This is a genomic window from Protofrankia sp. Cj3, from assembly GCF_917627355.1.
Lineage (GTDB): Bacteria > Actinomycetota > Actinomycetes > Frankiales > Frankiaceae > Protofrankia.
Genome location: NZ_CAKJTR010000141.1, coordinates 6,580 through 14,521 on the forward strand (window position 1 = coordinate 6,580; position 7,942 = coordinate 14,521).

At 67.9% G+C, this 7,942-nt stretch carries 4 protein-coding genes; 2 read left to right on the forward strand and 2 right to left on the reverse strand.

Annotation, left to right across the window (positions count from 1 at the left end):
• Positions 1–132: 132 nt before the first annotated feature.
• Together MJ783_RS17330 and pglX are read left to right on the forward strand one after the other, a co-directional pair.
• Positions 133–1,710, forward strand: a complete 1,578-nt coding sequence (locus tag MJ783_RS17330; RefSeq protein WP_239311568.1) for an ATP-binding protein — start codon at positions 133–135, stop codon at positions 1,708–1,710.
• Between the two features lie 127 nt (positions 1,711–1,837).
• On the forward strand, positions 1,838–5,431 hold the full coding sequence (gene pglX, locus MJ783_RS17335; protein ID WP_239311570.1) for a BREX-2 system adenine-specific DNA-methyltransferase PglX: 3,594 nt from the start codon (positions 1,838–1,840) through the stop codon (positions 5,429–5,431).
• 88 nt (positions 5,432–5,519) lie between these two features.
• On the opposite strand, the gene MJ783_RS17340 is transcribed toward pglX, so the two are convergent.
• Together MJ783_RS17340 and MJ783_RS17345 are read right to left on the reverse strand one after the other, a co-directional pair.
• Positions 5,520–5,972: a deaminase gene (locus MJ783_RS17340; protein ID WP_239311572.1), complete on the reverse strand. Its 453-nt coding sequence runs from the start codon at positions 5,970–5,972 to the stop codon at positions 5,520–5,522.
• Between the two features lie 70 nt (positions 5,973–6,042).
• Complete coding sequence (locus MJ783_RS17345; protein ID WP_239311574.1) at positions 6,043–7,665, reverse strand: helix-turn-helix transcriptional regulator; 1,623 nt, start codon at positions 7,663–7,665, stop codon at positions 6,043–6,045.
• Positions 7,666–7,942: the final 277 nt, after the last annotated feature.

Here is a 7,942-nt window from a genome sequence, read left to right on the forward strand (position 1 = left end):
GCGCCGCCCGACGATCATCCGCCACCGTAGAGTTGTGGGTGATCGGGTCATGGTCTTTGCGGCGTAGGAGGCCGGTGAGTGGTGGCGCGCTGGTTCAACATCGCTGGACCCTGTGTGCCGGGGAAACATTACATGATCGCGGCGTCGGCGAGATTGCCTGAGGTGCCGGGTCTGGTGGCGCGCGAGGACTACTTCGTGGTGCATGCACCGAGACAGACGGGGAAGACGACTACGCTGCGGGCAATCGCAGCCGAACTGACGGCCAGCGGGAAGTACGCGGCGGTGAAGCTCTCGCTGCAGAGCGGCGCGGCCTTCGGTGACGACATAGGCGGCGCCACCCGCGCCATCCTCGCGAAGGCCAGCCGAGAGGCCCGGCTCAGCCTTCCAGTGGAGCTGTGCCCTCCGGCATGGCCCGAGGGCCCGGACGGGGATCTCTTCGGCGGCGCGCTCGCCGCCTGGGCCGAGTCCTGCCCCCGGCCACTCGCGCTGTTCCTCGACGAGATCGACTCGCTCACGGGCGCGACGCTCGTCGCTGTGCTCAGCCAGATCCGCGAAGGTTTCGAGGACCGCCCCGGGGCCTTCCCTGCTTCGATCGCGCTGTGCGGCCTTCGGGACGTGCGCGATTATAAGATCGTCACTGGCGGTAACCCGGAGCGGTCGGGCGGGCCCAGCCCGTTCAACATCATTGTCGAGTCGCTGCGACTCGGGGACTTCACTCTCGGCGAGGTGTGGGAACTCTACGGCCAGCACACCGCGGAGACCGGCCGCGTCTTTACCGACGAGGCCATCGAGCACGTGTACGCGCTGACCGGCGGTCAGCCCTGGCTTGTCAACGCGCTGGCAGCGGAAATCGTCGCCCGGATGAAGGTGCCGGCGACGGAGCCGGTCACGATCGAGCAGGTCGACACCGCCCGCGAGCGGGTCATCCAGGCCCGGCCGAGTCATCTGGACTCGTTGGTGCGCCGCCTGCGTGAGCCGGAGGTGCAGAGGGTCCTCCTGCCGGTCCTCGCCGGCGCGGAGCAGCCCGCTGACCTGGAATACTCCGACGACCTGTCCTTCGTCCGCGACCTCGGGCTGATCACCGAGGAGGGCACGGAGGGCCCGCGGATCGCCAACCCGATCTACGCGGAGGTAATCTCCCGGGCCCTCGCCGAGCAGGTCGTCCCCAGCCCGGCCGCGCTTCCCACCGCACGGGACTTCGTCCTGCCGAACGGCCGATTCGACGTTCCGGGCGCGCTGACAAGCCTCGCCGCGTTCTGGCGCACCCACGGAAAGATGCTTGGCGACGGCAGGCCCTACGAGGAGGCCCTGCCGCACGCGTTCCTGTTCGCCTGGCTCGACCGGGCCGTCAACGGCGACGGCGACGTTGTTCGGGAGTACGCCACCGGCGGCGGGCGCGCCGACCTCTACCTGCGCTGGCGCTACACAACGCGCGAGGGAACCCGCGCCGAGCAGCGCGAGGTGTTCGAGGTGAAAACCCACCGCCCCGGGAAGGCCAACCCGCTCAAGGATGCGATCCTCCAGCTCGAGGACTACCTGAACCACCTGGGCCTGTCCTCGGGCTACATCGTGATCTTCGACCAGAGATCGCAGTCCACGCCGGCCGCCGACGAACCCCTGACCACCCAGACCAGCCCGTCCGGCCACTCGATCACCATCGCTCGCCTGGCCCTGCCACTTGGCCGCCGGCAGACCCTGGCATCGTCATAGCGGGTGGTTTGTCGCGGGCATGGCGCGTCGATGGCGCGACGTAGTGCCCATAGCATCGGATAGCCCTCCTGCCGGGAGCGGCGACAGGGCGGGACTGACGGTGGGCTGAACAGGCTGGGGGCAGAGCGTGATCGACCGGGTGGCGTTGCTGAAGGACGCCAAGCAGCAGGTCAAGGTGCTGGAGAAGGACCTGCGGGCCCAGGTCGACGCGGTGCCCGAGGTTGGCACGCGGCTGCGGGCCGAGTACGACCGGGCGTTCAAGGTCGGGCGGACGGCGGCGACCTGGTCGGCGTGGCTGGGCGAGCGGGTCACGCAGGCCGCGGTCGCCTGGGTGCTCGGCACGGTGTTCGTCCGGTTCTGCGAGGACAACGGGCTGATCGGCGAGCCGTACCTGGCCGGGCCGGCGGCGCGGCTCACGCTGGCCGAGGAGCGGCTGAACGAGTTCTACGTCCAGCATCCGGAACTCACCGCCCGCGACTGGCTGCTCGCCGCCTTCGGCGAGATCTCGAAGGCGCCCGTCGGCGCGGGGCTGTTCGACGAGCGCCACAACGCGCTGTTCCAGATCCCCCTGACCCACGACGCGGCCAAGGACCTGATCACCTTCTGGCGCACCCGCCAGTCCGGGGAGCTGGTTCACGACTTCACCGACCCGGACTGGGACACCCGCTTCCTCGGCGACCTGTACCAGGACCTCTCCGAGGACGTCCGCAAGAAGTACGCCCTCCTCCAGACCCCGGAGTTCGTCGAGGAGTTCATCCTCGACCTGACGCTGACCCCGGCGCTGGAGGAGTTCGGGTATGACGCGGACAGTCTCAAGGACTTCAAGCTGATCGACCCGACCTGCGGGTCGGGCCACTTCCTGCTGGGTGCGTTCCATAGGCTGCTGGCGGAATGGGAGAAGAACGCGCCCGAGAAGGACACGTTCGAGCGGGTGGGCCTCGCGCTGAACGCTGTCCACGGGGTGGATATCAACCCGTACGCGGTGGCGATCGCCCGGTTCCGCCTCATCCTCGCCGCGCTGCGCGCCGCGGGGCTGACGACGTTGGACGCGGCTGCCGGCTACACGTTCCCGCTGCACGTCGCCGTAGGCGACTCGCTGATCAAACACCGCCAACTCGACCTGTTCGGCGAGGACCGCGACGAGCTAGCCGAGTTCTCCTACGCCACCGAGGACCTCGCCGACCACCCCGGCATCCTCGAGGAGGGCCGCTACCACGCCGTCGTCGGCAACCCACCCTACATCACGGTCAAGGACAAAAAACTCAATGCGCTGTACCGCGAGATGTACGAGGCCTGCGCGGGTAGCTATGCGCTGTCCATCCCGTTCGCGCAGCGCTTCTTCGAGCTGGCGATGAAGGCCGACGGTCAGGGACGAGGCGCCGGCAGGGTCGGTCAGATCACGGCCAACTCCTTCATGAAGCGTGAGTTTGGCAAGAAGCTAATCCAGGAATTCTTCGCAGACAGAGCCGAACTGACCCACGTCATCGACACGTCCGGCGCTTACATCCCCGGCCACGGAACACCGACGGTCATCCTGATCGGCCGGTGGAACCGCGACAAGCGTGCAGGTACCGTCCGGGCCGTCCTCGGAATCCGGGGTGAGCCAACGGCACTAGCCGAGGCACGTGAGGGACTGGTCTGGCAGGCGGTCGTAGACCAAGTACACCGACCGGGTTCAGAAAGTGAATGGTTTACCTCCACTGATCTGCCGCGCGATCGACTGTACACATACCCGTGGAGCTTGGCAGGAGGCGGCGCTGGAGATCTCCAGTCCTTACTGGAGGACGCTTCTCCAGAATCCCGCATGCTTGGTAAAATGGTCGATTCCATCGGCTTTATGGCGGTCACTCGTCTCGACGACGCCTACTTCGCTCCGCCTGCCGCGATCAAACGATGGGGGCTGTCAGATTGGGCGCGCCCAGTGGTGCGAGGAAACTGTGTTCGGGCCTGGCGGGCGGAGCCCGACGAGATGGCCATCTTCCCCTATGGGCCCGACGGGCTACGTACGAACCCACCTGCCGCGCTCGTTAGACATCTGTGGCTAAATAGAGGATTGCTGGCGGAGCGACGCGCATTGGGGGGGACTCCAGAGGAACGCGGACTTCCCTGGTATGAGTACTCCGACTTTCACTCCTATCGATATTCGGGCGGCTGCAGGATCGGATTCGCCTTCGTTGCGACACACGGCGAGTTCACAAAAATACGAGATCGAACGCTCTACATTAGAACTGCGCCGGTGATCAAGTTGCCGGTGGGGGCTTCGGAGGAGGAGCATCTGCGGTTGTTGGGGGTGTTGAACAGTTCGACGGCGTGCTTCTGGCTCAAGCAGGTCAGCCACAACAAGGGCAATGAGGGCTACCAGTCAGGCATCAAGACCGAGATGTGGGAGCGATTTTACGAGTTCACCGGCACCAAGCTGCAGGAGTTTCCGCTGCCGGCCGAGTATCCGTTGGGGTTGGCGCGGGAGCTGGATGGGCTGGCGCAGCAACTGACGGCGGTCAGCCCCGCGTCGGTGGCCGTCGACGATGTACCCACGCGTGCCCGGCTGGCCGACGCGCAGGCGGAGTGGGCGTCGGCGCGGGCGCGGATGATCGCGCTGCAGGAGGAGTTGGACTGGCAGGTCTACCGGCAGTATGGGCTGCTCGCCGACGAACTGACGCTGCCGATCGCTGACGTCCCCGAGATCAGGCTGGGTGAGCGGGCGTTCGAGATCGTCCTCGCCAGGAGGATCGCCGATGGGGACGAGACGTCCGAGTGGTTCACCCGGCACGGCTCCACGCCGATCACCGAGGTGCCCGCGCACTGGCCGGCTGAGTACCGCGCGCATGTCGAGAAGCGGATCGCGGTCATCGAGTCCGACCGGAACATCGGGCTGATCGAGCGGCCGGAGTACAAACGCCGCTGGGCGAGCGAGGGCTGGGACAAGCTGCGGGACGCGGCGCTGCGGGGCTGGCTGCTCGACCGGCTGGAGACTCGTGACCTGTGGTTCGCCGACGTCGACGGCATGGTGCAGCCGCGGCTGTGGACGACCGGCCAGCTGGCCGACGAGCTGGCCGCCGACGCTGACTTCGTCTCCGTCGCCGAGATCTACCGGCCCGGCGAGGAGCTGGCCAAGGTGGTCGCCGCCCTCGTCGAGGACGAGCACGTCCCGTTCCTCGCCGCCCTGCGCTACACCGACACCGGCCTGGTGAAGCGCACCGATTGGGAGTCGGTCTGGGACCAGCAGCGTGCCGAGGACGCCGCGCCCACCCCGGCGAAGGCCAAGGAGATCCGCGACGCGATTCCCGTGCCGCCGAAGTACGCGCCGAAGGACTTCCGCAAGACGTCGTTCTGGCGGGCCCGGGGCAAGCTCGACGTGCCGAAGGAGCGGTTCATCTCCTACCAGCCGGCCGGGCGGGACAACGACCCGACGCTGCTGATCGGCTGGGCCGGTTTCGACCACCGGGAGCAGGCCCAGGCGCTGGCGACCCTGATCGTCGACCGCCGCGACAACGACGGCTGGGACGGCACCCGCCTCACCCCGCTCGTCGCCGGCCTGCGCGAGGTCATGCCCTGGGTCCGCCAGTGGCACGACGAGGTCGACCCGCGCTACGACGGTTCCCCCGCCGAGGTCTACGACGCCTTCCTCGCCGACACCATGGGCCAGCTCACCCTGACCGAGGAGGCGCTGACCAGCTGGCGCCCACCGGCCCCCACCCGCGGTCGCCGGTCCACCAAATGATCATCTGAGACCGCCGCGCCTCACGCGCATCACTGACGCCCGGTCCAATGCGCGACATCCATCCGCACCGCGCGGCAGCTCAGTTCCGTCAGACCGACAGGTGGGCGTTCATGGCGCGGGCCTGCTCGCCGAGCTCAGACAGTTCCACGACGGTGACGCCGGCCTGGGTGAGGAGTTCGTAGCCTTGGCAGTCGGCGACGAAGAGGCTGGGCTCACGCCAGGCGATGACCACCCGTGGGAGCTTCGCTTCCAGGATGAGCTGGGTGCAGGTGCGTGGCCGGGACTTGCGCTGGGAGCAGGGCTCGAGAGTGCTGTAGATCGTCGCGGTGGCCAGCCGCGGGTCGTCAGGGTCGATCTTCGCGAGGGCGGATTCCTCAGCGTGCACCGCCTCGTCGACCTCGCGGGAGAAGCCGAAGGCGATCTCCTCGTTGTTTGCGTCGACGATGACGGCGCCGACCGAGTAGGCGCCGGTGGCAGGTGGGCAGCGGTGGGCGAGGTCGATGGCCCGGGTCATCCAGCGGTGGTCGTCGAGCTGGGTCATGGAGCGGCTCGTCCTCCCTGGGGCCGGCCCCTGGTAGGGGCGGACCGGATCGCCGGTGGCGGGATGGTAGTCAGCCGGTGATGGCCGTGGTGGCCCGGTCCATCGCCTGGCGGAACTCGCGTACCTGGGGGACAGTCTGCCATCCGGCGACGGCGTCACGCAGGGACCGCAGACTGGTCATGATCCGTCCGGAGTGCGTGCTGGCGCCAACCGTGAGCGCGTTGAGACCGAGTACGGCGGCTTGCTCTGGTTCGCGTGCTCCTGCGTGCGCGAGGGCTTCGCGAGCGAGGTAGACACCGCGGTCGCGGTAGAAGGCCGGGGGGAGGCCGTCGATCGCGGCCCGGAACCCGGTGGCTGCGGCCGGGTAGTCACCCAGTGCGGCGAGGCTGTGTGCCCGCTGGACTTCGATGTAGGCGGGACTGAAGAACTCGCCCCAGGGGCCGGTGTCGGGCCCGGCCCGGTCGAGGATGTCATGGGCGCGGTCGTAGAGCGTCAGGCAGGTGGTTTTCTCGCCCCGTAGTGCGTGGCCGTACGCGCTGTAGGTCGCGGCGATGGCGGCAAGACGACCGGTTGGCTCCGCGCTGGTCAACGCTGCGTCGGCGACATCGACAGCTTCATCTGGGTCGCCACGGTCGGCGGCGAGTTGGCTCTTGCGCGCGAGGATGAACACCGTGGCCTTGGGATCGCCTGCGCGGTGTGACCATTCCAGCGCTCGGTCGAGCCAGTATCCGGCGGTGGCGTGATCTCCGCTGTCTTGGTGGAGCCAGCCGAGGAGATCAGCGAACTGCGTTTGGATGTGGAGCAGGGTCTGCCGTTGTGGGCGCGAATTCGTGCCGTGTCGGAGATGGGTGGCGATGAGGCCGGTCTGTTCCTGCGCTGTGGTGATGACCTGGCGCGGTCCGAAGAGGTTGTCGTTCTCCGCGAGCACGGCGCGCAGGCGTGCGAAGTGATCGACGACGCGTGGGTCGATGGAGGACGATCCTGGTGGGATCGTCGGCATCGTGGCGAGCGGGCTGAGGGCTGCGCCGCTGGCTGCGGTGAGGCCCAGGCCACGCAGGAAACCCCGGCGATCGAGTGGCATGAGGACGATCCTCCCGTCCGGGGCGAGTTGCGGAAAAATGATCACGTTGCCTTCGTCGGCGGGACCGGCCGAGTTGGGGGCCGGTGCTTGCCCAGCTCTGGCTGCGCTGAAGGCGACTTCGACCGGTCCTTCGGTAGTCGTGCCCCATGGTGGCGCCGAGGGCGTGATCGAAGAGGCCGTCGACGACGCAGCCACGCGGTCCGGCGGACGGCGCATGCCGTTGATCAGGAACACGTCCGCCGGAGGGAGGTGTTCACGGTCGTCGACATCGACCAAGGCGTGGAGATCGCATCCGTACACCTCGGCGAGCGGGGCGAGGATCTGCGGGGTGGGACGCCGCCGGGCAGGGTGAGGCCAGTTCTCCACCTCAGACAGCCGCGGCGCGGTCATCGGGGCGGCGCCCTCCGGGTCGAGGCCGGCACGGACGGCGTGGGCGTTGATGCGATCGGCGGCCTGCTGCTGTGTCCAGCCGTGTGCGACACGGTAGGCGGCGCGGGGGCGTAGCCGGTAGCGGCGGGCGAACTCGATCGCGATCTCGTGGTGGCTCATGCCGGTCGCGTGCATCCGAGTCCGCAACTCGTCCTGCTCAACCCTTTGGCTGGGCCTGTTCATGGCGACGTTGCCACCCCTTCCAGGTCAAGGATGCTCGCTGATCCGGCAGCTACTGCCACCGATCGGTTCTAGCTCGGAACCCGCCCACGGTAACCGGTCCATCACTATCAGGGCAGTAGTGATCGGGGTGGCAGGTTGCCGCTCTTTGCGATGGCATTGTCACCTCTCCACGCCGACCGCAACTGATCTGCCTTGCCGCGAGATGTCGCGCGGGTACGCGGGTGGCAGGCGTCCTGGACAGGAGCAGTTGCGTACCGCTAGTAGCGCAGTACCAGGC

Excerpts from the sequence above, each read along its gene's own strand:
- MJ783_RS17330 (WP_239311568.1), top strand. The coding sequence starts at position 133 with ATGATCGCGGCGTCGGCGAGATTGCCTGAGGTGCCGGGTCTGGTGGCG.
- MJ783_RS17345 (WP_239311574.1), bottom strand. The coding sequence starts at position 7,665 with ATGAACAGGCCCAGCCAAAGGGTTGAGCAGGACGAGTTGCGGACTCGG.
- MJ783_RS17340 (WP_239311572.1), bottom strand. The coding sequence starts at position 5,972 with ATGACCCAGCTCGACGACCACCGCTGGATGACCCGGGCCATCGACCTC.